The 25,547-nt window shown below is 65.8% G+C and carries 23 protein-coding genes and 1 tRNA gene; 14 read left to right on the forward strand and 10 right to left on the reverse strand.

Translation table 11 applies throughout. From position 1 onward, the window contains the following. Positions 1–51: 51 nt before the first annotated feature. The 3 genes from LB535_RS29025 to LB535_RS04020 all read right to left on the reverse strand — a co-directional run bounded on the left by LB535_RS29025 (position 52) and on the right by LB535_RS04020 (position 2,112). Positions 52–369 (reverse strand): hypothetical protein, encoded by a 318-nt coding sequence (locus LB535_RS29025; protein WP_411969524.1) that lies wholly within the window; start codon positions 367–369, stop codon positions 52–54. 288 nt (positions 370–657) lie between these two features. Then, positions 658–1,032: a hypothetical protein gene (locus LB535_RS04015; RefSeq protein ID WP_224631260.1), complete on the reverse strand. Its 375-nt coding sequence runs from the start codon at positions 1,030–1,032 to the stop codon at positions 658–660. Between the two features lie 135 nt (positions 1,033–1,167). Then, the gene (locus LB535_RS04020; protein WP_224631662.1) at positions 1,168–2,112 is read right to left on the reverse strand and encodes a class I SAM-dependent DNA methyltransferase; all 945 of its coding nucleotides are present in this window, start codon (positions 2,110–2,112) and stop codon (positions 1,168–1,170) included. A gap of 110 nt (positions 2,113–2,222) precedes the next feature. Between LB535_RS04020 and LB535_RS04025 the strand changes: the two genes are divergently transcribed. Together LB535_RS04025 and LB535_RS04030 are read left to right on the forward strand one after the other, a co-directional pair. Then, the gene (locus tag LB535_RS04025) at positions 2,223–3,233 is read left to right on the forward strand and encodes a ligase-associated DNA damage response exonuclease (RefSeq protein WP_224631663.1); all 1,011 of its coding nucleotides are present in this window, start codon (positions 2,223–2,225) and stop codon (positions 3,231–3,233) included. 241 nt (positions 3,234–3,474) lie between these two features. After that, positions 3,475–5,076: a cisplatin damage response ATP-dependent DNA ligase gene (locus LB535_RS04030; protein WP_224631261.1), complete on the forward strand. Its 1,602-nt coding sequence runs from the start codon at positions 3,475–3,477 to the stop codon at positions 5,074–5,076. A gap of 161 nt (positions 5,077–5,237) precedes the next feature. On the opposite strand, the gene LB535_RS04035 is transcribed toward LB535_RS04030, so the two are convergent. Further along, entirely contained in the window at positions 5,238–6,434 is a 1,197-nt protein-coding gene (locus LB535_RS04035; RefSeq protein WP_140843796.1) for a hypothetical protein, read from the reverse strand. A 337-nt stretch (positions 6,435–6,771) separates the two neighbouring features. Here LB535_RS04035 and LB535_RS04040 point away from each other — a divergent pair. The 9 genes from LB535_RS04040 (at position 6,772) to LB535_RS04080 (ending at position 13,888) form a co-directional block, all read left to right on the forward strand. Further along, positions 6,772–6,847 (forward strand) — tRNA-Thr (locus LB535_RS04040). Between the two features lie 1,500 nt (positions 6,848–8,347). Then, positions 8,348–8,536 carry a YodC family protein gene (locus LB535_RS04045; protein WP_095766010.1) on the forward strand — a complete coding sequence of 63 codons (189 nt, stop codon included), beginning with the start codon at positions 8,348–8,350 and terminating at the stop codon, positions 8,534–8,536. Between the two features lie 154 nt (positions 8,537–8,690). Then, on the forward strand, positions 8,691–9,134 hold the full coding sequence (locus LB535_RS04050) for an EF-hand domain-containing protein (RefSeq protein WP_224631262.1): 444 nt from the start codon (positions 8,691–8,693) through the stop codon (positions 9,132–9,134). Between the two features lie 45 nt (positions 9,135–9,179). Beyond that, the gene (locus LB535_RS04055) at positions 9,180–9,719 is read left to right on the forward strand and encodes an RNA polymerase sigma factor (protein WP_224545200.1); all 540 of its coding nucleotides are present in this window, start codon (positions 9,180–9,182) and stop codon (positions 9,717–9,719) included. Between the two features lie 74 nt (positions 9,720–9,793). Further along, the gene (locus tag LB535_RS04060) at positions 9,794–10,243 is read left to right on the forward strand and encodes a hypothetical protein (protein ID WP_224631263.1); all 450 of its coding nucleotides are present in this window, start codon (positions 9,794–9,796) and stop codon (positions 10,241–10,243) included. After that, positions 10,240–10,683, forward strand: coding sequence for a periplasmic heavy metal sensor (locus LB535_RS04065; protein WP_224631264.1), 444 nt, complete (start codon positions 10,240–10,242; stop codon positions 10,681–10,683). Before LB535_RS04060 ends, LB535_RS04065 begins: the two co-directional genes overlap by 4 nt. A gap of 110 nt (positions 10,684–10,793) precedes the next feature. Continuing rightward, positions 10,794–11,081 (forward strand): GCG_CRPN prefix-to-repeats domain-containing protein, encoded by a 288-nt coding sequence (locus LB535_RS04070; protein ID WP_224603094.1) that lies wholly within the window; start codon positions 10,794–10,796, stop codon positions 11,079–11,081. A 97-nt stretch (positions 11,082–11,178) separates the two neighbouring features. Next, on the forward strand, positions 11,179–12,630 hold the full coding sequence (locus tag LB535_RS04075; RefSeq protein WP_224631265.1) for a DUF1800 family protein: 1,452 nt from the start codon (positions 11,179–11,181) through the stop codon (positions 12,628–12,630). 19 nt (positions 12,631–12,649) lie between these two features. Further along, a complete protein-coding gene (locus tag LB535_RS04080) occupies positions 12,650–13,888 on the forward strand; it encodes a DUF1501 domain-containing protein (RefSeq protein WP_224631266.1) in 1,239 nt (412 codons plus the stop codon). 348 nt (positions 13,889–14,236) lie between these two features. On the opposite strand, the gene LB535_RS04085 is transcribed toward LB535_RS04080, so the two are convergent. After that, positions 14,237–14,503: a GCG_CRPN prefix-to-repeats domain-containing protein gene (locus LB535_RS04085; protein ID WP_224631267.1), complete on the reverse strand. Its 267-nt coding sequence runs from the start codon at positions 14,501–14,503 to the stop codon at positions 14,237–14,239. Between the two features lie 271 nt (positions 14,504–14,774). On the opposite strand from LB535_RS04085, the gene LB535_RS04090 reads away from it, so the two are divergent. Next, positions 14,775–15,221, forward strand: coding sequence for a pyridoxamine 5'-phosphate oxidase family protein (locus tag LB535_RS04090; protein ID WP_224631664.1), 447 nt, complete (start codon positions 14,775–14,777; stop codon positions 15,219–15,221). Positions 15,222–15,245: 24 nt separating this feature from the next. Here LB535_RS04090 and LB535_RS04095 read toward each other — a convergent pair whose 3' ends face one another. The 5 genes from LB535_RS04095 to LB535_RS04115 all read right to left on the reverse strand — a co-directional run bounded on the left by LB535_RS04095 (position 15,246) and on the right by LB535_RS04115 (position 22,202). Beyond that, on the reverse strand, positions 15,246–16,820 hold the full coding sequence (locus LB535_RS04095) for an indolepyruvate oxidoreductase subunit beta family protein (protein ID WP_224631268.1): 1,575 nt from the start codon (positions 16,818–16,820) through the stop codon (positions 15,246–15,248). Beyond that, positions 16,813–18,966, reverse strand: coding sequence for an indolepyruvate ferredoxin oxidoreductase subunit alpha (locus tag LB535_RS04100; protein ID WP_224631269.1), 2,154 nt, complete (start codon positions 18,964–18,966; stop codon positions 16,813–16,815). The genes LB535_RS04095 and LB535_RS04100 overlap by 8 nt, the downstream gene beginning before the upstream one ends. Before the next feature lie 45 nt (positions 18,967–19,011). Beyond that, complete coding sequence (locus tag LB535_RS04105) at positions 19,012–19,494, reverse strand: MarR family winged helix-turn-helix transcriptional regulator (protein ID WP_140724517.1); 483 nt, start codon at positions 19,492–19,494, stop codon at positions 19,012–19,014. Next, a complete protein-coding gene (locus LB535_RS04110; protein ID WP_224631270.1) occupies positions 19,494–21,065 on the reverse strand; it encodes a phytoene desaturase family protein in 1,572 nt (523 codons plus the stop codon). The genes LB535_RS04105 and LB535_RS04110 overlap by 1 nt, the downstream gene beginning before the upstream one ends. Positions 21,066–21,410: 345 nt before the next feature. Beyond that, on the reverse strand, positions 21,411–22,202 hold the full coding sequence (locus tag LB535_RS04115; RefSeq protein ID WP_224631271.1) for a cyclase family protein: 792 nt from the start codon (positions 22,200–22,202) through the stop codon (positions 21,411–21,413). 121 nt (positions 22,203–22,323) lie between these two features. On the opposite strand from LB535_RS04115, the gene LB535_RS04120 reads away from it, so the two are divergent. Next, complete coding sequence (locus LB535_RS04120; protein WP_224631272.1) at positions 22,324–23,898, forward strand: phytoene desaturase family protein; 1,575 nt, start codon at positions 22,324–22,326, stop codon at positions 23,896–23,898. A gap of 91 nt (positions 23,899–23,989) precedes the next feature. Further along, positions 23,990–25,519 carry an ABC transporter substrate-binding protein gene (locus tag LB535_RS04125; RefSeq protein WP_224631273.1) on the forward strand — a complete coding sequence of 510 codons (1,530 nt, stop codon included), beginning with the start codon at positions 23,990–23,992 and terminating at the stop codon, positions 25,517–25,519. Positions 25,520–25,547 lie beyond the last annotated feature (28 nt).

The following is a 25,547-nucleotide window of genomic DNA, read 5'->3' on the forward strand; positions in this document are numbered from 1 at the left end:
TCCAACAAGGAGTTAGATGAGGGTGACGATTCAACGAAACGTCATCCTCATCTAGTCAGGAGTCAGACCCCAGTCGCGGAAGCGCTGCTTGATCGCCCGCAGCGAAGATAGCTGCAGCTTCGGCAGATCGAGAGCGTCGAACATCGCCCGATATTTCCTGCGGTTTCGCGGCGTGATGACGGCGATGTGGTGGATCATGTCCCATTTGATGCTGTCGCGCCCGCCTTCCAGAGCGCCGAGTCTGTCCTTCTCGAACAGCGTTCGCCTTAAATAGCGCAGAAGACTCGCGGCCGTGGAGATATCCAGCAGAATCAAGCCTGTCGCCCGCCGAAGTCGCTGCGGCATGCAACCCGAATAGTTCCCGTCCATCACCCAGCGCTCGCCGGCTATCGCAGCATCGTGCAGGGCAATGAATTCGGCCCTCGGACGCTGCTCCCAATCCGTATTGGGGAGATGAAAGAGCTGATCGAGGTGAACGGCTTCCAGGCCGCGCTTGCGCGCTATAGCGTCGGCAAGGGTGGACTTGCCGCTATTGGACGGGCCCAGGATGCAGATGCGCTCGCCGAGGGTCTGAGAGGTTCATGGGGCGTCTTTCAAGCGCGATCAAACGCTCGTCGGTCCAGCCGAGCGTTAAACAGAATATCGGATATCGGACACTCAGGAAGGCTTCGAGCCGGGCAGCCCGAGCGTCTCCTTCTTCTTCGGCTTGCCGCAGTCGCGGCGTTCGATCGAGCGGTTCATGGCGTCGATCTCGCCGCTCGCCTTGTTGCTGGCGCGCTGCGCCTTGGAGCGCATATCCGGCATGAACGGGCCGAAGCCCATGGCCGGATTGGAGAAGCCCGGCTTGGCAGTGACGGGCAGATTGTTCTGCCGCGCCAGTTGATTGCGCTGCGCCAGCAACTGGTCGCAAGGCACATCGTCATATTGCAATGAGGATTGGACATCCTCGTCCTGACGCTCGGCCATCGACGTGCCGCCGACACAGCCGGAGACCGTCAGGCAAGACGCCAACGCAACCATGATCCAGCGCATGGATATCTCCCTAGGGCAATTCCAGGAAAAGTGCGTCGTGGTTTTCCGTCCGGAATTGCGCAAAAACAAAGACTCGGTATCCGCCCCGCGCAACCCCGACCATGCCATTCGGGCTTTTTCGCAGCAAGGTCGACCTCATGCCGTTGCCGGATTCCCCAGCTCGGCGGCTGCAGCGGGAAACCCAGTTACAATGGCCAGGCCCTCGATCGGATCCCGCCGGTCGTGCCGGATTACCGTGCTTTCCAGCGACAGGACTGCAAGCCCGTTGGCGCGAAGCACGCGCCGCGCATAGGCCTCGGAATGGGCATAGCGCCGTGACGGCAAAAGGGCGAAATCGCCGCCGCCGGCAAGCGTCTCGACCGAAAAGGCGAACAGGCCGCCATCGGCAAGCATGTTCGCGACCGCGCCGACAATGCGTTCGAGCGCGCCCAGATAGATGAACACGTCGGCCGCGACCACGAGGTCGGCCTTGGCGCCTGTGTAAGAGAAATGCTGGAGGTCGGCCTTGGCAAGCCGGTCGTAGATGCCCTTGGCCTTCGCCTTCCTCAGCATGCCGGCCGAGATGTCGTAGCCCTCCAGCCGGTCGGCGAACGGGCGCAGCCTCTCGCCCATCAGGCCGGTGCCGCAGCCGAAGTCGAGGGCCAGCCGGAACCGGCCGGGCCGTGCCTTGCTTATGGCGCGCCAGAGAAAATCCGGCAGCCCATAACCGAGCTTCCCGACAAGCGAGTCCTCGAAACTGTCGGCGTAGTGATCGAACAAGGTCTCGACAAAGGCGCTGGGCGGCGCCTCGGCGGCGGGCGCCTTGCCGATCAGTTGAAGCTTGAGCGCGGCGCCAAGGCGATCCGCGGGGTCCAGCTTCACCGCTATGGCCCAGGCCTGCGCGGCCTGGTCGAGCAGGCCGGCGGCCTCCTGCATCTCGCCGAGGCGAAACCAGCCCGCGGCCCATCGCGGCGCCAACTCCAGCGCGCCGAGCAGAAGCTCGGCCGCCTGCGCGGGCTCGCCCGAGGCGAGCAGCATCTCGGCGAAATCGGCGCGGCGGTCGGTGTTCAAATCGCCCGAGGAGGCCTGGAGCGGTTTCATCATTTGAAGAATCCCACCGGCGAGGCGGAGCCGGCAAGGGGCTGTAGGACGAGTCAGCAGTCTCTTGCAACAGGCTTCCCGAGGCAAATTTAGCCACTATGTTCAAAGCCATGCGCGCCAGCGACCTGCTCAAGCCCCGGCCGGAGGGCCTCTACTGCCCGCCCGGCGATTTCTTCATCGATCCGGTACGGCCGGTCGGGCGGGCACTGATCACGCATGGCCATTCCGACCATGCGCGCTCCGGTCACCGCTCGGTGCTGGCCACGCAAGAGACGCTCGACATCATGGGGCTGCGTTACGGCGAGGATTTCGCCGGAACCACGCAGGCCGCTGTGATCGGCGAAACGCTCGACATCAACGGCGTCGCCGTCACCTTCCATCCGGCCGGGCATGTGCTGGGCTCGGCGCAGATCTGCGTCGAGCATGGGGGCATGCGCATCGTCGCTTCCGGCGACTACAAGCGTCAGAAGGACGCCACCTGCCTGCCGTTCGAGCCCATCCGGTGCGATGTTTTCATCACCGAAGCGACCTTCGGCCTGCCGGTGTTTCGCCATCCGCCGGACCAGGACGAGATCGCGCGCGTGCTCAAATCGGCGGCGCAATTTCCCGAACGCTCGCATCTGATCGGCGCCTATGCGCTCGGCAAGGCGCAGCGCGTGATGCGGCTGTTGCGCGACGCCGGCTACGACAGGCCGATCTATATCCATGGCGCGCTGGCGAAGCTCAGCGAATATTATCAGAGCCAAGGCATCGATCTTGGCAAGCTCGAGCCGGGGACGGTGGAAAGCCGCGGCAAGGCCGATTTCGCCGGCGCGATCGTCGTCGGCCCGCCGTCGGCCTTCGCCGACCGCTGGGCGCGGCGTTTTCCCGACCCGATCTCCTGCTTCGCCTCGGGCTGGATGCGCATCCGCCAGCGCGCCAAGCAAGGCGGCGTCGAGCTGCCGCTGATCATTTCCGACCATGCCGATTGGGACGAGCTGATCATCACGATCAAGGAAACCGGCGCGGAGGAAATCTGGGTCACGCATGGCCGCGAGGAGGCGCTGGTGCGCTGGTGCGAGCTGGAGGGCATCGCGGCGCGGCCGCTGCATCTCGTAGGGTATGAGGATGAGGGCGATTGATGGCGTACGCGCATAGGGAAATCGCCACCGCCGCGCTCTACGGCGCCCCCCTCTGTCCTGCCGGACATCTCCCCCTCAAGGGGGGAGATTGGCAGCTTGAACGCCGGCGCATCTCTACCGGCGCCGAAGATTCGCGAAAGCGGACGCGACGTCCAATCTCCCCCCTTGAGGGGGAGATGGCCGGCAGGCCAGAGAGGGGGGCCTCGCGCCAGCTTTCGCAATTGGCGCAGCGCAAACGCCCATGAACCGCTTCGCCGAGCTCCTCGACCGCCTTGTGCTGACGCCGTCGCGCAACGGCAAGCTGACGCTGCTGACCGATTATTTCCGCAGCGTCGAGGATCCCGATCGCGGTCTGGCGCTGGCGGCGATCACCGGCGATCTCTCGATCGCGGCGGTGAAGCCGGCGATGCTGCGCGCGCTGGTGGTCGAGCGCATGGACCCGGTGCTGTTCGGCTATTCCTACGACTATGTCGGCGACCTCGCCGAGACGGTGTCGCTGGTCTGGCCGCAACCACAAGGGCACATCCCCAATCATGTGCCGACGCTTGCCGAGGTGGTCGGCAGACTGCAGGCGGCGAGCCGCTCCGACGGGCCGAAGGTTCTGTCACGGCTGCTCGATGACGCCAGCATCTCGGCGCGCTTCGCCATCATCAAGCTGGTGACCGGGGGCTTGCGCATCGGCGTGTCGGCGCGGCTCGCCAAGCAGGCGCTGGCCGACCTTGGCCAAGTCGACGTCGCTGAGATCGAGGAGCTCTGGCACGGGCTGGCGCCGCCTTACACCGAGCTGTTCGCCTGGCTCGAGGGCCGGGCGGAAAAGCCGACGAGCGCCGCGCTGGCGCTGTTCCGTCCGGTGATGCTGTCCAATGCCGTCGACGACGGCAACCTCGAAAAGCTCGACCCGGCCGATTATGCGGCGGAATGGAAGTGGGACGGCATCCGCGTGCAGGCGGTGTGCGAAGGCGGGGTGCGCCGGCTTTATTCGCGCACCGGCGACGACGTGTCCGGCGCCTTCCCGGACCTTGCCGCCGCGATGAATTTCGAGGCGGCGCTGGACGGCGAGCTTTTGGTCGGCGACCCGCGCGAGGCGACCGGAACCTTCTCCGACCTGCAGCAGCGACTGAACCGCAAGAGCGTGTCGCCAAAGATCCAGCAGCAATATCCGGCCTTCATGCGCTGCTACGACGCGCTGCAGATCGACGGCGAGGACCTGCGCGCGCTGCCCTTCGCCGAGCGTCGCATGCGGCTCGAGGCTTTCGTCAAAACCCTCGACCCCAGCCGCTTCGATCTCTCGCCGCTGGTCGCGTTTTCCGACTGGGAGACGCTGGAGCGGCTGCGCCAGGCGCCGCCGCATCCGATCATCGAAGGGGTGATGCTGAAGCGCTGGGATTCGCCCTATCTTGCCGGCCGGCCGAAAGGCCCGTGGTTCAAGTGGAAGCGCGACCCGCACACCATCGACGCGGTGCTTATGTATGCGCAGCGCGGCCACGGCAAGCGCTCGAGCTTTTATTCCGACTACACATTCGGCGTCTGGTCCGGCCCGGAGGGCTCGGAAGAGCTGGTGCCGGTCGGCAAGGCCTATTTCGGCTTTACCGACGAGGAGCTGAGAGAGATCGACAAATATGTGCGCGACAACACGATCGAGCGTTTCGGGCCCGTGCGCTCGGTGCGCGCCGACCGCAGGAACGGCCTGGTGCTGGAGGTGGCGTTCGAAGGCCTCAACCGCTCGACCCGCCACAAATCGGGCGTTGCGATGCGCTTTCCCCGCATCTCACGGCTGCGTTGGGACAAGCCGGCGGCGGAGGCCGACCGAATCGAGACGCTGCAGGCATTGCTGGATAGCTAAAGATCGAGCGCCGGCGCTTCACCCCACCCGGCGCTTCGCGCCGACCTTCCCATCATGGGGAGGCAGGGGGTGGCGCGACCTTCTACCTCCCCTTGACGGGGAGGTCGCGCCGAAGGGGCGGGTGGGGTGCAGCGCCTGCGTTGGCGGACAGAGCGGCGCGATCACTGCGCTATCGAGACGCGTATCTCGTAGATATCGACCGACTTGCCCTTCTGGTCGAAATCGGAATTGACGGCGATAGTGCCGGCGGCGCCCGGATGCTTGTTCGGGAACTGCACGTCGAACAGATATTCGTTGCGCTCATGGCCGACCGCGTAGCGCTTGCGGCCGCAATCGCCGAGATCGCCGAAATTGCAGTCGATCGATATCTGCGTCTCCTTGCCTTCTTCCGAACGCGCGACGATGTCGAACATGGCATGCTTGCCGGCAAGCTTCTCCAGCACGCCCTGGCCGACATCGAAGGCAATGGCCGAACCCGACGCGCCCGAGCGGATGCGCAGGAACTGGCCGGTGTCGTCCTTCATCACCTCGGCGGCGGCGTCGGACGGCGCGCTGACATGGGTCGGGTCGGCGGGCGAGAAGACGTTGATCCAGTTCTTCGACTGGTCGGCTTCGCCCGGTTTCTGCGGCGAGCCTGGCTCGGTCGGCTGCGAGGAGTCCTCGTCGTCCAGCGCCGGCGCCGGCTCCGGCGGGCCGGTGTTGAGCTCGGCCGCCGTCTTGAAGACACCGGTCTGCTTGGCGAAATAGAGGCCGATGCCGGCGGCCGCGAGCAATGTCGCGACGACGAAGACCGCGGTGAGCGGCAAGCGCCGGCCCCTGATGCGCCGCTCGTCGCGGTCGGGCGCGACCTGGGCGCCATTGCCGACCGGAGCGCCCGGCGAATCATCGAGCGAGGGCGCATCGGGAAGCCCCGTCTCGTCGGGCATGATGTCGGGCACGCGCGGCAGCACACGCGCACGCGGCCGGTCCGACGCATCGGGCTGGACCGGGCCGTCGACGGTGATCGAGGGCGAGGGCGCGGTTTGCGACGGCGGCAGCGGCGCGTCGACAGACGGCGCGGCCGATTCGGACGGCGCTTCGACGCCGGGGTCCGGTGCGCCATTGCCGGCGGGCGCGACGTTTTCCGGCGGCAGCGTCACCTCTGGCACGGCCGGCAGGAACTCCGATTCGATCTCGGTGATCTTGGCCTGGACTGCCTTGCGGCGGCTGATGGCGGCCTCGACCGTGACGTTCGGATTGGCCTGCAGGACGCGGTCGAGCGCGGCAAAGGCGGATCGATAGACCCTCTCGCGGAACGCCCGGTCCTCGGCATTGCCTTTCTCGAAGGCATTGCGGATCGCTTTCTCGATAGGGTCCAAGCGAGCTCCCTCTGCGCGTTCGCTCCCGGTTGTCTGGTCGTCAGCCGCAGACGACCGATCGATCAACGGCGAGCGGCTGCCTTGCCGGCCAAAGCCATTTCGGCATTTTTTGTTGAAGAATCAACATTTTTCGTCACCGCGGCTGCAGCCGCGCCGGCCAGCCGGATGCGAAGGACCGCTTACTCGCACGCCGCCGCGGGCCGCTCCGGCGCCCGTCGCGCGGTAACCGTAGATCGGAATTGCCGCCGGCGAGGCCGGAATTCACTGCTGCCCATCTTGAATTAGCGAGCGGTTGAGTCTATCACCCAGCCCATTCTGGAAGCTCAGCGCTTCCCGGGCCGCTTTAGCTCAGTTGGTAGAGCACATCATTCGTAATGATGGGGTCGCGTGTTCGAGTCACGCAAGCGGCACCAAAATTCCAATAACTTAGCCGATCGCCTCGCCGGATTTGTACAGAAACCGCACAGAAACACCTGATGCCGAAGGCTGTAGACCTGAGCGACCGCGAACTTCACCGTCTGATCAGCTAACTTTCTCCCCTGCTCGCCTAGACCGTGCTTCGGAATTTCCTTTAGCTCTAACATTTGTAGGCGCGACCAGTTCGGCCGTGTGCACATGATAGGGCGCTCGGTCCTGGCGGGGCCGAGCCCAACCACCTTCACCCGCTGGCTTCGGCCGGCGGGTTTTTTCATTCTGTTCCAGCTCGGCGACAACCGTCTGGGCATTCCAGTCAATGGACTTCGGTCGTATGTACTTTAAGACTGTGGCCCGAGTGCGGAACAAATACCACAAAGTTCTCTTTTCTTCCGAGTGAGAACTCAAGAAAAGGAGAAAAGCCATGTCTGACGGCCCTACAGTCGTAAACTCTGGTGGTGGCGGAACAGCCGTTGCGATAATCCTTGGCATCATCGCAGTTGTTGCCCTACTATTCTTCACGGGGGTGATAAACATAAATGGGGGCGGAGGTAAGGATGTGAACGTTAGCGTGAACACGCCCAAGGTTGAGGCGCCGTCCGCACCGTCCGTCTCCAAGCCCGCTGCTCCCGCCAAACCGGCACCGGCACCTGCTAACGGGGGCTAGGGCGGATCTTCCTCACAGGCTCCGGCGAAATGCTGGGCCTGTGAGGTCCAGCGGTTCACGTCCCGCGATTCGCCGGTCCCCGCCATCTCTGCCCAGGCGCATTAGCGGAGGCCGAGCGCTTGAGCGGTCTGCCGTGAACCATGGGCCATCGGCGGATGACAAAAAGTCACCGGCGGGGGCAACCTGCCCCAACGGAATAAGGGGCTATATCTTTGGTCCTTTCGGACCAATGCGTTCGGCAGGATGGACCTCGGTCGATTGTGGGCTGGCGGGCAAATCAGACAGTGTCGCGATCGCACCGGCTGATAACCCCAAGCCCCCCGCCCTATCGGTCGGTGCATGCCCGGCTTGCGGACCTCAAAATCCTAACCACAAAAGCGAGCCGGGCTTCCATCCGCGTGTCCACGCCGAGACGCAATTTTTGTCGGAATTCAATGAGGAGTTGGACGGTCTATCACGTCGGTTTCAGAGCAGGGGGCGGCAGACCGCTTCTAACTGAAATCGGAAGCGTTGAAGCAGACGATCTTTTGGCAGCGGTGACGAAGGCACAAGCGTTGTGGCCCGATGAAAGGTCTATGACCGTCCGCCCAGCCGAAGACAACCAATCGGCACAGCCGCCGGGTCCACAGCGCGACACCGATTGAATCCGAGGAGCGATCGGGCCGCTCGCTTCGGCTCCAGAATCTCGAGATGATCTGGCCACGCCCGGCGTGTCTCACAAGCGGCGTCATGTTCACGCCTTCCCAGGCTGCACCACGTGATCGGCGCATCTCGGCCATTGTCGGGAACAGCTGTTGGTGGGAAACTCCCTTTGTCAGCATGGGAGGTCGAAATGCCCAATAGTTTCAAGACCGGAGACGTCGTCAGGCTGAAGTCCGGAGGCCCCGAAATGACTGTCAGCGACGGGGCGGCTTCCGGCACGTATCTGTGCCACTGGTTCAACCGCGAGGGCGACGTCTGGACGCCGCAACATGCAGGTTTCAAGCAGGACCAGTTGGTGGCGGTCGACCAGCCGAGATAGCCGTCGCCTCCTGTCCTTAGCAATCCTTCGATCCGGCTGCGCCGGATCCGGTACGTTGGTGTCCGGTCGAAAAAGACCGACGGATTTTGCTCTGTCTCGCGTTCAACGGTTAAAGCGTGGCCGCCAATGGCCGCGCCCAGCCGGAGACGAGAGAATGATCCGCCCCACCATATTCGTCGTTGCCCTTGGCCTGCAGACAGCGGCCGCGGTCGCCCAGACAACGAAGCCGCCCCCTGCCCCGGCCCAGACGGCGCCGAGCAGCCCGGCTCCGGCCGCCAAGTCTGACCAACCCAAATCCGGCCTGACGCTGGAAAAGTTCGAGGCGCGCCGGGAAAGGGCGTTCATGCGGGCCGACACAGACAATGACGGCAAGGTCAGCCTCACCGAATGGACCGCTTTCCAGACCACGCGCAAGGCCAAGGGCGATCCGGCCAAATCCTTCGCGCGCATCGACACCAACAAGGACGGTTTCGTCGACAGGGGCGAGCTCGACGCCTTTCTCGCCGAGCGCTTCGCCAGGCTCGACAAGAATAGCGACGGCGTGCTCGGCGCCGACGAGAGGCCGGGCCATAAAACCGCTCCCAATCAGGAGCAATGACCAAGAGGCTATGCCGCACAATGACAGCTGCGAGCGCCCGACGTGATGGGCGCCGATCCGGACGAGGAACTGGTACGCCGCATCGGCGCCGGCGACACCGCCGCGGTGCAGGCGATGGTGGCGCGCAAGCTGCCGCGCATCCTGGCCCTGGCCGCCAGGATGCTTGGCGACCCGGCGGAAGCAGAGGACGTCGCCCAGGAGACTTTCGTGCGCATCTGGCGCCATGCCTCGGGCTGGCGCCAGGGGCACGCACGCTTCGACACCTGGATTCACCGCGTCGCGCTCAACCTCTGCTACGACCGGCTGCGGCGCCGGCGCGAATGGACGACGGACGAGCTGCCGGAGGTGGCGGACGAGGCGCCGCTTCCCGATGTCATGCCGGGCGACGAAGAGCGCAGGGTCAACCAAGCGCTGCAGCGGATCGCGCCACGCCAGCGCGAGGCCATCGTGCTGGTGTATTATCAGGAGCTGTCCAACATCGAGGCCGCCGGCGCCATGCAGGTCAGCGTCGATGCGCTGGAAAGTTTGCTCGCGCGGGGTCGTCGCTCGTTGCAGGCCATGCTCGTTGGAGATGGCGATGATTGAGACCGTGAGGGGACTGCGAATTCCGAGGACTGCGGCGTGGGGGGCCACGCTGGAACGGCGGAAGGGGGAACGACATGGCTGAGAAAACTTCGGACGGGCCTATGGATGCCCGGCGTTTCGCCGCGCTGGCGGATGCTTATGGCAGCGCCTTGCACCGCTGGCCGCCGGCCGAGCAGGCCGCAGCGATACTGTTTGCCGAGACCGACGAGGGCCGCGCCGTCCTGCGGCGCGCCGGCAGGCTCGACGCCATGCTCGACCGCCATCGGGTCGAAGCCCCCGGGGCGGCCCTGCATCGCACGATCGCCGCCAGCGCTGCCACCCAGGTCAGGCAGAGCCGCCGCCGACGGTTCTGGTGGCTGGGCTTCGGGCTTGCGGGTGTCGGCCTGGCCGGCGCCGTGGCCGGGCTGGCGCTGGTGGCCGTCGTCAGCCCGGATATGCAGCCCGACCATTATGTGATGGATGCCAACGCGACGTCGTTCGGCGATGCCGGTCCCGACGCCGATCCTTACGAGGAAGATTTATGAGCCCCCGTCTTGTCGCGGCATCGCTGGTGCTGAATGTTTTTCTGATCGGCGCGGTGGCCGGCGGCGCCGGCTGGCTGATCGGCAAGTCCAATCCGGGCTATTCGCTGGAATCGGCCGGCGGCAGGTTGCCGGCCGCCGACCGCAAGGTCTTCCGCCAGGCGTTACGCGAGGTGCGCCGGGAGTCGCGGGACGTGATCCTCGACGGACAGGCCGCGCGGCGCGAGGCGGCAAACCTTCTGCAACAGCCGGCTCTCGACACCAACGCGCTTGCCGCCGCCCTGGAGCGCGCGCGCAATGCCGATGTCACCGTGCGCACCCGGATCGAGCAACGCATCATCGTGTTCGCCGCATCGGGCTCGCCGGAGGACCGCCGGCTGCTGGCGGACGCCTTGTTGCGACGCGCCGGCCGGCAGCCGCCGCCTGCAAAAAAATCGCCATAGGCGGCGACGGAAACGGCGAGCACGCCCCGTTCAAGGGAAGAGGGACAGGCCTGCGACCGCCTTTGGCGGCGGCAGGTTCTCTTCAACCTCGACACTCTCGGGAGTATCGCATGAACAGTCTGGCAAAATATTCGATCGCGGCTGCGCTCGCCCTCGGCGGAACGGCCGCCGCAAGCGCCGCCTCTGCGATGCCGATCGCACCGGTTGCGCCCTCACCGGCGCTTGTCGAGCACGTCGCCTGGGGCTGCGGCCCGGGCTGGCATCCTAACCACTGGGGCCGCTGCGTGCCCAATCGCCGCGTGATCTATCCCGGCTATTACTACTGGGGCGGACCGCGCGTCTATATCGGCCCCGTCTGGCATCCCTACCATCGCTGGCACCACTGGCGCCGCTGGTAACTACCCTTCGCGATGCCGGTGCTGCGGCCGGCATCGTGAGTATCCCCGATGATCCATGAAACCGACGCGATCTGCGCCGGGTTCAACGGAGGCTTCGTTGGCCGCACCGTTTGCAAATTCCGTCTCGCCGGACCCCGCCCTGGTGGCGCTCCACCGCTTCGGCCTCGGCGCAAAAGCCGGGGACGATTTCGGAAAGATCGCCGCCGATCCGCGCGGCTACCTCGAGGCCGAGCTCAAGCAGCAGGACATCGCGCTCATTTCCCCCGACGACCCACGGAATGCCGGGCTGCTGGACAGCACCGCGGCGATCCAGGCCAGCATGGCGGCAGCCATGGAGCGCAAGGCGGCGCGGGCCGAGAGGGCGACGGCTGTCATGCAGCCGATGGCGGCGGATGATCCAGCCGGCCCGGCCGTGGCAAAAGCCAAACCCGCGGTGCCGCGTGTCGAGGCCTATCGCGACGAGGCGCAGGCCCGGTTCGACAAGGCGCTCACTGCGGCGCCCGGCTTCGTGGAGCGCCTGGTCGGCTTCTGGTCGAACCATTTCTGCGTCTCCGTCGCCAAAGCGCCGGTCGTGCGGGCCTGCGCCGGCGCCTTCGAGCGCGAGGCGATCCGGCCCTTCGTGCTCGGCCGCTTCGCCGATATGCTTTTGGCCGTCGAGCACCATCCGGCCATGCTGTTCTATCTCGACAACCGGCAGTCCATCGGCCCCGATTCCCGCGCCGGCAAGCGGCGCGGACGCGGCCTCAACGAGAACCTCGCCCGCGAGATCCTGGAATTGCACACGATGGGCGTCGACAGCGGCTATGCCCAGGCCGACGTCACCAGTTTCGCGAACATGCTGACCGGCTGGACGATGGCCGGCCGCGAGGGGCGGCTGGGCGAGCCGGGAAGCTTCGTCTTCAACGCCAATGCGCATCAGCCGGGCAAGGCGGTGCTGCTCGGCAAGACCTATCCCGATGGCGGCATGGGCCAGGCGGAGGCCGCGCTCAACGACATTGCCCGTCACCCGGCCACCGCGCGGCACATCGCCACCAAGCTTGCCCGCCATTTCATCGCGGACGATCCACCGCCGGCGGCGATCGCCCGCCTGGCCACGATCTTCACCAAGACCGACGGCGACCTGCGCGCGATCGCGTTGACGCTGATCGACATGCCGGAAGCCTGGTCGACGCCGCTCACGAAGCTGCGCTCGCCGTTGGACTATGTCGTGGCGCTGCGGCGGGCGGTCCGCGCTACCGCCGGCAACGAACCGCAACGATCGCTTCGCTGGCTGAGCGTGCTCGGCGAACCGCTGTGGCGACCGCCGGGGCCAAACGGCTTTCCCGACCGGACGGACGCATGGGTTTCCGCCGAGGGCCTCAAGACGCGATTGGACATCGCCTGGCAGGCGGCGAAGCAGGCGGACGATATCGGCGATCCAGACGAGATGCTGGCCGCGCTGATCGGCACATCCGTCTCGGCCGAGACGCGGCAGGCGATTTCGCGCGCGGAGTCCAAGCAGCAAGGCCTGGCGCTGCTGCTGATGGCGCCGGAATTCCAGCGCCGGTAACAGTGATGGAGATGCGGCCATGAGCCTTCTTTGCGAAACCCCCAGCCTGTCCCGGCGCGCGGTGCTGATGAGCGGCGGCGCGCTGTTTGCCTGGGCCTATCTGCCGCGCTTCGCGCGCGCAGCCGACAATCGCGACCCGCGCCTGATCGTCGTCGTGCTGCGCGGCGCGCTGGACGGGCTGTCGACGGTCGGGCCGGTCGGCGATCCGGACTATGCCGGCCTGCATGGCGATATCGCGCTTTCGCTCTCAGGCGCCAACCCGGCATTGCCGCTCGACGGTTTCTTCGCCGTCAACCCGGCAATGCCGGTGTTTGCGCGCCTGTTCAAGGCAGGCCGGGCGGCCGTCGTGCACGCGGCCGCGACCGGCTACCGCGACCGCTCGCATTTCGACGGCCAGGACGTGCTGGAAAGCGGCTTGCCGGGCCCCGGCAATGCCACCACCGGCTGGCTCAACCGGGCGTTGGCCAGCCTGCCGGCGGGCGACAGGATCGCGAGAGCCGGCGGGCTGGCGGTCGGGCCCTCGACGCCGCTGGTGATCCGTGGCGCCGCGCCCGTGCTCGGCTGGGCACCGCAGGCGCTGCCGACGCCCGGCGATGCGCTGGCGGAGCGTGTGCTCGATCTCTACAACCATCGCGATCCTGCGCTGGCGGCCGCGCTTCAGAAAGGGCTCGACGCCGACCGCATGGCGCTGGGCGACCAGCTCGACGGCAAGGCGATGAAGCCGAAGGGCGGCCTCGACAATGCCGCCGGCATGCGGCAGTCGGCGCAAGGCGCGGCGCGGCTGATGGCTGCCGACGACGGGCCGCGCATCGCGGCGCTCGCCTTCGACGGCTGGGACACCCATGTCAACGAAGGCGGCGCCACAGGGCGGCTCGCCAATCTGCTCGGCGGCCTCGACGGGGCGTTCGAGGAGCTCGAGAAAGGGCTTGGCGAGCGTTGGCGCGACACCGCGGTCGTCGCCATCACCGAGTTCGGCCGCACGGCGCGCATCAACGGCACGGTCGGCACCGACCATGGCACCGGCACGGTGGTGCTGCTCGCCGGCGGCGCGATCAAGGGCGGCCGCGTCATCGCCGACTGGCCGGGGTTGAAGCCGGCGCAGCTCTACGAACAGCGCGACCTGGCGCCAACCAGCGATGTGCGTGCAGTGCTGAAGGGGCTGCTGGCCGACCAGTTCGGGCTGTCGCCGGCCGTGCTTGGCGACAAAGTGTTTCCGGAGTCGGCGGCGGTGAAGCCGATGCGGGATCTGGTGGCGTGAGTCGTGAGTTTGCCGGTCAGCGATAGGCTGGCGGCGCCAGTCAGTTCGTCATCCACGGGCGGAGCGGGAGCGAAGCGGACGCGGAGACCCGAGGATCCATTCCGTGACTTTGATCGTGGGTACTGCGGAGCAGAATTCTGAACCGTGGCAACGCCTGAACGTCACGGAATGGATCCTCGGGTCTGCGCTGCGTCGCTTCGCTCCTTGCTCCGCCCGTGGATGACGAGGCTGAGGAGCCTCGGCCAATCACCAACGCTGGCGCGGAGGTTTCGAACCTGTGCGTGGGACCTTAGCCAAACCGCCCGCGCCGTTGCCAGCGCGGGCATCGACCGCGATCCTCTCGACGGATCACCAGCTCCAATAGCCGGGGTGCCAGCGGTGATGCGCCCAAAAGCCGGGATGCCAATGGCGCGCCGGCCGTATGATCACGCGGCGGTTCGGCACGCATCTGCCCCAGCGGTTCACGTGCCAGCCGGGCCCGCAGCGCCAGCCGACGGTTTCGATGGGCAGCGGCGAAGCACCTGGCTTGGCCATCGGCATGGCCTGCGAGCCTACACTGGACAGCAGCAACGTGCCGGCGGCCATCGCGAGAGGCAGAAAATATCTCGTCATCATAAGGTTGGTCTCCGTGGTTCAATCCCTACCGCCGTGAAACGGAGGACAGGGCCGAATTCCGTCGGAGCGGTTTGGATCACGTCTTCGTTAGATCAATTCGCCACGCAGTTTGGGTCGGTGCGGCTCTGCAAGGCACGGCTGGCCTCGGCCTTCGCTCATAACGAATTGATCCATATCAACGAGCCAGGACGTGTCCTGAGCTAGCGTTGAAAGAACCGACCGACAAAGATTCTCGAGGCCGAAGGCCGGCTGAAAACGGGAGATCATGCCGATGATGATCCGCACACTCTCCACCTTGGAATGCACGAACATGCTGATGGCCAGCCGCACCGGACATCTGGCCTGCGCGAAGGATGGGCAGCCCTATGTCGTGCCTTTCAACTACGCCTATGCCGACAGCCACCTCTATGCCTTTTCCCTGCTGGGCAAGAAGATCGACTGGATGCGGGAGAACCCCCTGGTGTGCGCGCAGGTTCAAGAGCGCACGCAGGGGCGCGGCTGGAGAAGCGTGATCGTCGAAGGCCGCTATGAGGAACTGCCGGACCGGGTCGGTCACAAGGTCCTGCGCGACCATGCATGGGCGGTGCTGAGCAAGCACACGGACTGGTGGGAACCCGGCGCGCTCAAGCCCGTCGCGCCTCCAGTGTCAGACAGCCTGCCGCACGTCTTCTTCAGGATCCTTGTCGAACAGGTCTCGGGACGGGAAGCAACCGAATAGGCTGCTCGACGGTTATTAAGCCGGCTATCCGCCAAGCGTCGCTACGGTCTTCAGCGCGCCGTCCAGCATGTCGCCTTTCTCGTCCTTCAGCGCCGCCTCGCGCAGGCGGCGGATCCAGTCGGCGGCGTCCTCCCTGCCCTCGAGCGTCGGCAGCGCCGAGAGCACGCGGTCGAACTTCGACTGGGCGCGGGCATGGGTGTCGCTGTAACCCTTGATCAGCCGGCGGCAATTCAGGACCTCGGTGGCAAGCCCGTAGTCCTGGGGCACATAGCCGAGCGCCAGGCCATACCAGCGTTCGAGATGCTCGACCTCGACCCTGTGGCGCAGCAGGCGGCGGCGCCAGCGGCGCAGGCCGCCGATGAACCAGAGCATGGCGAAGCCGGTGAAACTGTCGGTGCGGATGTGGCGGCCGCGGTTGATGCGGCGGTCGAGGAAGGCGGCGAGTTTCGGGCGGTTCTCGATATAGCTGCCGAGTCCCGCCGGCAGCGTGCCGCAGAACTCCTCGATGCGCGGGTGGAAATATTCGGTGACCTGCAGCACCGCCCCTTCCTTGACGCCGACCTCCCTGCGCACCCGCTTGTCGCGGGTCGAGCGCGTCTTGAGATCGGCGACGCGGATCATGTCGTCGTAGCACATGGCATTGGCAAGGTGCTTTGCCGCGGCGATCGATAGCGCGTAGCCGCGCTCCGCATTGTCCAGCGCCACCGCTCGGTCCAGCCGGTCGAGATACTCGCCGCCATAGGCGATGTCCTGGTAATCGACGACCTTCTTCAGCCCGAGCTCGGCCATGTCGCGCACGGGCTCAGGGAGCGACGCGACGCGAGCGGCAAGCGCCTGCCAGCCCTTGAGCAGGGTTTCCGGGCCACTGACCCTCCCCGTTGGCCTGGGCTGGGCAACGGGGGGTTCCGCCGCCGCTTTTTCCCCGGCCGGCGCTGCCGCGATCCCGCGCGCGCGGTCGTAGGCCGCGCCGAAGGCGGCGAGGCTCGGCTCGACGCCACGGCCGCTGGCGCCGATCGCCTGCTCGTAAGTTTCGCGGGTGAAGGGCAACGCGTCGGAGCCGGCCAGCGCGCCGAGCAGGCTGGCCGAGATCATGGTGCCGTTGTCGGCGGCGATCTTTTCCATGTCGAAGGCGATGAAGCGCCTGGCCGCCGCTTGTGCCGTCGCGTGCACTTTTTCCGACGAGGCGCGGCCGTCGCCCGGCTCGATCTTTTCCGAGACGGCGGCGATGCGGTGTGAAGAGGTGATCAGCGTCGTGCGCTCGGGCGTGACGAAACCGCGGATGATGGCGCGGCCGGCCTCCATCAGTTCGGCGGCGATCAATATGTCGACGTCACCCTGCGAGGGCGACAGCGCGAAAACCGGCAGCCGGCCGGTGTCGCGGGCCATCTCGATGTAATAGATCGTGGCGCCGGTGCGCTGCGCGACGCCGGCCACGGAGGTCGATTGGGCGATATAGCCGTTGCGCTCGGCGACGTCGGTGATCCAGTCGGCGAGCACACCGCCGCCCTGGCCGCCGACCGCGAGCATGGCGAGTTTTATCACCCGCTCGTCGTCAGAGGCGCCCGCCTTGGGGCGCAGGGGAGAAGCCTGATCAAGCATCGGCGAACGTCAATCTGCGGCTCTCGCGGCGACGCTGCAGAAGGCCGATCGCGGCGCGGCGCGCGCCTTCCAGGAAACGGTCCCATCGGCCTGGATTGTGGACGACGTCGGCGCGGTAGAAGGACGGGCAAAGCACGGCCGCATCCGCCACCTCGCCGCAATTGCCGCAACCGACACAGTTCTGGTCGATCGACGCGACCGGATCGTCGCGCAGCGGATCGTCGAGCGACTTCACCGACAGCGACGGGCAGCCGGACAGCCGCATGCAGGCATGGTCGCCCGTGCAGATGTCCTCGTCGACGCCGAATTTCGGCTTGACCACGCGCTCGCCGCCCTTGATCGCCTTGTCGACCAGCGGCTTCTCGCGGCGCTGGCGGTTGAGCATGCACTCGGACGAGGCGACGATGACCTTCGGACCCTTCTCCTCGGTGGTCAGCGCCTCGCGCAGCGCGGCTTGCATCTTACCGACATCATAGGTGCGGTCGATGTGGCGCAGCCATTTGACGCCCATGCCCTTCACCGCTTCATCGATCGGATGCTTGGTCGATTTGGTGCGGTTGTTGGCGCGCGAGGACAGGATATCCTGGCCGCCGGTAGCCGCCGAGTAGAAATTGTCGACGATGACGATGACGCCGTCATTCTTGTTGAACACGGCGTTGCCGATCGAGGAGGTCAGCCCGTTGTGCCAGAAGCCGCCATCGCCGACGAAGGAGATCGAGCGGCGTTTTGCCTCCGGCGAGTTGAAGGCGGAGGCCGAGGCCGGCCCCAGCCCATAGCCCATGGTGGTGGCGCCGAGCTCGAAAGGCGGCATGATCGAGAACAGGTGGCAGCCGATATCGGAGGCGATGTGGTGCTTGCCGAGCTCCTGCTCGACCAGTTTCGTCGCAGCGAAGATCGGCCGTTCGGGGCAACCGATGCAGAAGCCCGGCGGACGCCCGGGAACGACATTGACGAGGTCGGCCGTGTCGACGCCCTCGCCCGCCTTGTTCGGCGCGCGCACCTCGCCCGGCAGCAGATGCGGGGCATTGGCGCGCAGGAAGGAGCCGATGCCGTCGAGCATCACCTGGCCGGTATATTCGCCGGCCATCGGCAGATGCTCTTTGCCGACCAGCTTGGTGCCGCGCCCGGCTTTGTGTAGCATCGCGGCGAAAGCCTGCTCGATATAGTTGGGCTGGCCTTCCTCGACGACCAGCACCGCCTGCTTGCCTTCGCAGAAGGCGAGAAACTCATCGTCGACCAGCGGGTAGACGGCGTTGAGCACGTAAAGCGGCACGTCGGTCTCGCCGTAGGTGTCGGCAAGGCCGAGCCGCTGCAGCGCGCGGATGACCGAATTGTACATGCCGCCCTGCATGACGATGCCGACCGAGCCGTGGTCCGAGCCGAAGATCTCGTTGATCTTGCGGGTTTTTATGAAGTCAATCGCGGCTGGCCAGCGCTTGGCGACCTTTTCCTTCTCATGCAGGAAGGAGGCGGGCGGCAGCACGATGCGGCCGGTGTCGCGGCGAGGCGCCGACAGCGCATCGGCGACCGACATCGGCGGGCGCTTGTTGTCCTTGGCGATGAAATGGCCGTGCACATGGCAGCAGCGGATGCGCACCTGCAGCATCACCGGCGTGTTCGAGACCTCCGACAGCTCGAAGCCGTCCTCGACCGCCTTGACGATCGAGGGCAGGTTCGGGCGAGGGTCGAGCAGCCAGACCTGGCTCTTCATGGCGAAGGCGTGGCTGCGCTCCTGCATGATCGAGGAGCCCTCGCCATAGTCCTCGCCGACGATGATCAGCGCGCCGCCGGTGACGCCGCCGGAGGCGAGGTTGGCCAGCGCGTCGGAAGCGACGTTGGTGCCGACCGTCGACTTGAAGGTGGCGGCGCCCCGGATCGGATAATGCACGGAGGCGGCCAGCATGGCGGTGGCAGTCGCTTCGGAAGCGCTCGCCTCGAAATGCACGCCGAGCTCGCCCAGAATGTCCTGCGCGTCGGCCAGCACATCCATCAGATGGCTGATCGGCGCGCCCTGGTAGCCGCCGACATAGCCTACGCCGCACTGCAAGAGCGCCTTGGTGATGGCGAGGATGCCCTCGCCGGCGAATTCCTCGCCGGCGCCAAGCCTCAGCTTTTCGACTTCCTTGGCAAAAGACCGTTCGGCCATCTCCGCCTCCTTCCGTTGCCGCCTTCCATGGGGCGGCGCGTGCATCTAGATCTCGTGCTTGCGGATGTTCTTCAGCATTTTTTGCAACGTCGCGATCAGCGCGGCGTATTCGGCATCGTCGATACCGTCGAACATGGCTTCGAAAGCGTCATGCATTGCGGGCCAGGCGCGCGTGAACAGCGCTCGCCCGTCATCGGTAAGAAAAACATGGCGGATGCGGCTGTCGGTGACGCCCTGCTCGCGCCGCACCAGGCCCTGGCCTTCCAGCGTATCGAGCGTGCGGCTCAAGGTCGACTGCTCGATGACTGTGTAGACCGAGAGATCGTTGACGGTGACGCCGTCGGCGACCGACAGCACGGCCAGCGTCCGTACCTGCGGGATGGTCAGGCCCTGCTTGCGGAAGTCGTCGCGCAAAGTGGCGTTGTAGCGGCCCATGATGCGGTTCATCAGATAGGGCGCGAATTGCTGCAGGCCGATCTGGCCGAGGGTCGAGATGCGCTGGCGCTTTTCGGCGAGCTTCTGTTCCATCACAGCCTCCCCGCCAGAAGGAAGCCAGAACCGCCGCCGAGGCCGGCGCCTGGATGCGTGGAAGCGCCGATATGGTAGAGGCCTTTGATGCCGGTCTCGTGGTTGCGGCTCGCCTTGAACGGCCGCCACAGGAAGGACTGGTCGATGGTCGACGAACCGCCATAGGGATCGCCGCCAACAAGGTTGATGTTCATGGCTTCGAGATCGGCCGGCGAATAGGCGCGACGCGCAATGACCGTCTCGCGGAAACCGTCGATGTGGTTGGCGAGGATCGCCTCGACCCGGTCGGCATAGGCTTCGCGCAGCGCTTCGGTCCAGCGGCCGTCGGCGGGCGCTTCAAGCTTGCCGGCGGCATCGCCCTTGATGTGGCGCGGCGCCTCCGGCAGTTGCAGCCACAGGATCGCCTTGCCATGGGGGCAGCGCGACGGGTCGAGCGCGTGCGGCTGGCCGACGCAGATGGTCGGCACTTCCGGCAGCAGGCCGCGCACCGCCTCGTTGCAGGCTTTCGAAACGCCATCCAAACCCGGCGTCAGATGCAGCAGCGCCACCTTGTCGAGGCCCTCGCCGCGCCAGGCCGGCGGCTTGTCCAGCGCGTAGTGGATTTGGAAGTTGCCTTTGCCGTAGCGATAGGACTGCGAGGCTTTGGTTGTCGCTTCCGGCGCCTCCTTGCCGAGTAGCCGGCCATAGAGCTGTGTCGGCGTGACCGAGCAGATGACGCTCTTCGCAGCGCTCAACGTTTCGCCGGAAGCGAGCCGCACGCCGGAGGCGCGGCCGCTGGCCTGGACGACCGAGGCGACATCGGCGTTGACGCGGATCTCGCCGCCACGCTCCCTGATCAGCGCCTCGAAGGCGGCGAGCAGGTTTTTCGCGCCGCCCTTGACGATCGGCGCGCCGGCAGCCTCCAGCGCGAAGGCGATGACCTTGGCGATCTGGCCGGAGAAGGCGTCTTCCGGGCCGAGCCCGGCATGCAGCACCCAGGGCGCCCAGAGCGCGCGGACGAGGTCGGAAGTGTAGGTCGTTTCCAGCCAGCCGCGCGCAGGCACCAGCGCCTCGCCCATGAAGGCGGCCAGATCGCGCGGGCCGCGCCGCCAGGCCTCGCCGGCGATGAGCTTCGTCGTCGTATAGGACCAGAGCGCGCCGCCGAGCAGGCCGAACAGCAGCCCGGCATTGCGCTCGATGCTGCCGACATCGCCGCCATGGCGGTCGCCGTCGCCGGAGGCGATCCGGTTCAGCGCCGCGATGTTGGCGGCACGGTCGGTGGTGAGCACGGCATGGCTGCCGTCGGGCGTGAGCACGCCTGTCGGCGTGGCGGTAAGGCAGAACTCCAGCCCATGCCGTGCAAGGTCCTTGCCGAGCGCGGCAAAGGCCGGCGAGGTGATGAACAGCACGAAGGTCGTGGCCATCACATCATGGACGAAGCCAGGCGCCGTGATCTCGTCGGTGCGCATGCAGCCGCCGAGACGATCGTTGCGCTCGAGCACGAGCACCTTGGCGCCCTTGGCGCCCAGCATCGCCGCGCAAACCAGGGCGTTGATGCCGCTGCCGACGATGATGTGATCGGGGGCGGTCATTGGAGGCTCGCGGGTACGAGGGCGTCAATCGCGCGAAGCCGAGTTCCTTCGCGCCCCCCTCTGTCCTGCCGGACATCTCCCCCTCTAGGGGGGAGATCAGCAGTTTTGGCGCCCCACATCGTGCTGCGACATGGGAGATTGGCAGTTTTGGCGCCCCACATCGTGCTGCGACGTGGGAGATTGGCGAAAGCGGGGGTGACATCCAATCTCCCCCCTAGAGGGGGAGATGTCCGGCAGGACAGAGGGGGGCGCCGTAGAGCGCTGGCCTTGCCAGGCTGCCGCCCTCTCGCTGTCATCACTCCATCGCCCGCAAGCATGATCTTCTCCCGAAGACCGTCGCCTCGCCTATTTGCCCGGCACCAGCGCCAATGCGCGGATCGGGCTACCGGTGCCGTGCTCGATCTTGAGCGGGGCGGCGATCAGGATCGCGCCCTTCGGCGGCAGCTGGTCGAGGTTGCAGAGGCTGGCCAGGCCATAACGGTTGGCCTTGTGCATCAGCGTGTGGGCCGGGAACGGCGGCTCCATGCCGCCGGCCTTGCCGGCGTCGGTACCGATCGTTTCCGAGCCCCAGCCCTTGATGTCCTTGGCTATCAGGAACTGGATGGCCTCGGCCGTCGGGCCCGGCGTGTGCGGGCCGGTCTCGTTGGCGTTGAGGAACTCGGCCTCGGAGCCGTTGCGCTTGTACCAGTCGGTGCGCATCACCACCCACTCGCCGGGATTGATCGCGCCGTGCCTCGTTTCCCAGGCCTTGATGTGATCGACGGTAAGCAGGAAGTCGTGGTCCGCGGCCGCTTCTTTCGAGCAATCGATGACGTTGACCGGGCCGATGAAGTTCTGCGCGGGGATGGTGTCGGTGGCGCCGTCCGGATAGTCCTTGCCGGTGATCCAGTGCTGCGGGGCGTCGAAATGCGTGCCCGAATGCTCGCCGAGCTTCAGCCAATTCCATGCCCACCACGGGCCGTTCTTGTCGTATTTGGAGATCTCGTGGATCTCGACTTTCGGCGTGTCGACGGCGAGTTCCGGCGGTAGCTTGATCAGCGGCGTGTTCGGCCCGAGCGGCGCCGTCAGATCGACCACCTTGATGGCGCCCGAAAGCAGCTGGCCGGCGACCTCGCCGAGGAGTTCTTGCGTGTCCATGGTCTTTTGTTCCCTCTTGTTCGTGACCTTCAAGGCTCGTTGCGGCCCTTAATATACCTACTAGACGAAAACATATGCATCTGCAATTATCTTTAAGCATAAAGCATTTTTGGGGCAGGGCGTGAGCGAGTTCGACGCCATCTTTGTCGGGGCGGGCCACAACAGTCTGGCATGCGCCGCGCATCTGGCGCTCAAAGGCTGGAAAATAGCGGTTTACGAGCGCGGCGAGGCGATCGGCGGCGCGGTACGGACCGCGGAGTACACGCTTCCCGGCTTCCGGCACGATTTCGGCGCGATGAATTTGAGCCTCTTCGCCGGCTCCGCCTTCCACCGGAAATATGCAAATGAATTGAAAAGCCGCGGCCTGGAGTTCGCGCCCGTGGCCGACTGCTTCGCCAGCGCCTTCCCGGACGGGACATGGTTCGGCGTCAGCAACGACCTGGAAAAGACGGCATCGCGGCTGGCCGCCTTCTCGGCGGCGGATGCAGACACGTGGCGCCGGCTGGTCGGTGCTTTTCCAGGCGAGGCCGAGCATCTGTTCCGCCTGCTGGGTTCCCCGATGAGCGCAAGGGCGCTGGCCGGCAGCGCGTGGAACATCTGGCGCAAGAAGGGCCTGGCCGGCGCGCTCGATACGGCTCGATTGCTGTTGTCATCGCCGCGCGCGTGGCTCGAGGAGAATTTCGAAACGCCGCATGTGCGCACGACACTCGCGGCCTGGGGCATGCATCTCGATTTCGCTCCCGACATCGCCGGGGGTGCTGTGTTCCCCTATCTGGAATCGATGGCCAACCAGAGTTTCGGCATGGTGCTCGGCAAAGGCGGCGCCGATACCATTATCCGGGCGCTTGCGGGCATGCTCAAGGCGGCCGGCGGCAAGATCGTAACAGGCGCGGAGGTGTCGGAGATCACGATGGCCGGCGGCCGAGCGACGGGGGTGCGGCTGGCATCCGGCGAAACGCATGTCGCGGCCAAGGCCGTCATCGCCGGCGTCGCGCCCAAGGCGCTGGCAGGCGGGCTGCTGCCCAATGGTTCCGGTGACGCCGGTTTCGATGCGGCGATGAAGACATTCCGCCACGCGCCGGGCACGATGATGATCCATATGGCGCTGGACGACTTGCCCGACTGGAGCGCCGGCGCCGAGCTTCGCCAATTCGCCTATGTACATCTGGCACCGTCGCTCGACGCCATGTCGCGCGTCTATCAGCAGGCGATCGCCGGGCTGCTGCCTGACCAGCCGGTGCTGGTCGTCGGCCAGCCGACGGCGGTCGATCCGTCGCGCGCACCGCCAGGCAAGCATGTGCTGTGGGTGCAGGTGCGCATGCTGCCGGCGGAGATCGTCGGCGATGCCGCGGGCAAGATCGCGCCCGCGCACTGGGATGCGGTCAAGGACGCCTATGCCGAGCGCGTGCTCGACATCATCGAGAGCTATGCGCCGGGATTGCGCAAAAAAATCCTCGGCCGCGCGATCTTCTCGCCGCTCGACCTCGAGCGCGAGAATCCGAACCTCGTCGGCGGCGACCAGATCTGCGGCAGCCATCACCTGGCGCAGAATTTCCTCTTCCGCCCGACGCGGGGCTTCGCGCGCTGGAACACGCCGGTCTCGAACCTTTACCTCACCGGCGCCGCGACATGGCCCGGCGCCGGCACGGGCGCAGGCTCGGGCTACATGCTCGCCCAACAGCTGGGAGGAAGTTGAGCCGAAGAAATCCGGGATGGACAAGGCGCGGTTGCCCACCACCGAATGAAAACGCCGCGCAGACAAATGACAACCAACAAGGGGAACGACCATGACCATCAACAGACGTGACTTGCTTGGATATGGCGCAGCGGCGCTCAGTGCCGCCACGTTTGGCCTGCCGAGGGCGGCAAAGGCGGCGGACGAACTCACCATCGCCTACAACGTCAACCTGCCTTCCTGGGACCCGACGACCGGCCCCTCGGCCGTCAACCCGACCATCCAGGGCCTTTATCAATCGGTGTTCGACCAGATCATCGGACAGAAGCCGGACCTCTCCTTCACGCCGGGCCTGCTCACCGAATGGGGCTGGAACGACGACCGCACCAAGGTGACGATGACGGTGCGTGACGGCGTGAAATGGCACGACGGCTCGCCGTTCACGGCGGAGGACGTGGTGTGGTCGCTGACCCGCGCCGGTGACGAGAAGACCGGCAACCCGATCCAGTTCGTCTGGAAGAACGTCAACAATTTCAAGATCGACGGCAACAAGATCACCGGCGACGTCGTGCAGTTCGACCCGGTCTATTTCAAATGGATGTCGTTCCTGACCGGCTACATCCTGCCCAAGGCCTATTACGAGAAGGTCGGCGCGGAAGGCTTCGAGAAGGCGCCGATCGGCACCGGTCCCTATATGGTCGACAAGTTCGAGCGCAATGCCTTCCTGAGGCTGAAGACCAATCCGCATTACTGGGGCACGAAGCCCGCCTTCGAGAATGTGACGATCAAGTTCGTCACAGACGCCGCAAGCCGCGTCGCCGAGATCGAATCCGGCTCCTCGCAGGTGACGCTCGAAATCCCCTACGAGGAATATGACCGGCTGATCGCCAAGGACGGGCTGGCCGGCTCGATCAAGAATGTTTCCGACATCGGCATGATCTTCTTCAACGACATCGAGGCGATGCTGGACAAGAACGTCCGCCAGGCGGCCGTGATGGCAGTGGACAAGGAGCTTCTGGTCAAGCGGCTGCTGCGCGGCTACGGCCAGCCGATCGCGACGCTGGAGACGCCGGAATACGCCGCCTTCGATCCATCGATCAAGGTCGAGCACAATCCCGAGAAGGCCAAGGAGCTGCTCGCCGCCTCCGGCTATTCGCCCAAGAAGCCGGTCAAGTTCACCATCCAGACGACCAAGGGCTTCAAGCCCAAGGACTACGAGATGATCCAGGCGATCGTCGGCATGTGGCGCAAGGTCGGCATCGAGGCCAATATCGAGGTCTACGAGATCGCCAAGCATTACGAGCTGCGCGCCGCCGACAAGCTGGCGCCGGCCGCCTTCTACAACTGGGGCAACTCGATCGGCGATCCGACCACCTCGACCGGATTTGCCATGTATGGCCCAAGCCCGCATTCGGTGTGGGACAGCCAGGACCTGATCGACATGATCAACCCGTTGTGGGGCGAAAAGGACGAGGCCAAGCGCATCGCGGGCTGGAAGGCCGTCGACAAATACATCGCTGAGCAGGCCTATGTGCTGCCGCTGATCCAATATGCGCAACCGATCTTGCATTCGAAAAAGGTCAATGTCGTGCAGCATGTGTCCGGCGCGCTGCTGCCGGCGCTGATGACCCCGGCCGCCTGATCAACGGTCTTGGATTGCCACGCGCGCC

It is taken from the genome of Mesorhizobium sp. CA10, assembly GCF_020165285.1.
Lineage (GTDB): Bacteria > Pseudomonadota > Alphaproteobacteria > Rhizobiales > Rhizobiaceae > Mesorhizobium.